Genomic DNA, 334 nt, shown 5'->3' with positions numbered 1-334 from the left:
GTTGTCGACCACGCCGCTCGAAGCCGTCCACGGCGCCGCCGTGCCCGTCTCGAAGCCCTGGTTGCCGAGCAGCTGCGCCGGGGTGCAGGTGCCGCCGCCGCCACCGGTGACGGTCCAGGTGAAGCTGGTGGTGCCGGTCTTGCCGGCGTTGTCCTTCACCGTGACGGTGACGTTGGAGCTGCCCGCGGCGGTCGGGGAGCCGGTGATCACGCCGGTGGAGGCGTTGATCGCCAGGCCGGCCGGCAGGCCGCTCGCGCTGTACGACAGCGGCGCGGTGCCGCCCGAGGCCTTGATCTGCAGGTTGACCGAGCCGCCGACCGCGGTCGACTGGTTG

Annotated in this window: 1 protein-coding gene; it reads right to left on the bottom strand. The window is 73.1% G+C overall.

Annotated features, from left to right (window positions below; all coding sequences use genetic code 11):
• Positions 1-334, bottom strand: a 334-nt coding sequence (locus tag VM95_RS38180; RefSeq protein ID WP_045706325.1) for an Ig domain-containing protein, incomplete at both ends; no start/stop codon positions are given.

This window comes from Streptomyces rubellomurinus, from assembly GCF_000961885.1.
In the GTDB taxonomy this organism is placed as follows: domain Bacteria; phylum Actinomycetota; class Actinomycetes; order Streptomycetales; family Streptomycetaceae; genus Kitasatospora; species Kitasatospora rubellomurina.
Note: the sequence above shows the minus strand (reverse complement) of the source record. Positions and strands in the feature narration are given on the sequence as shown.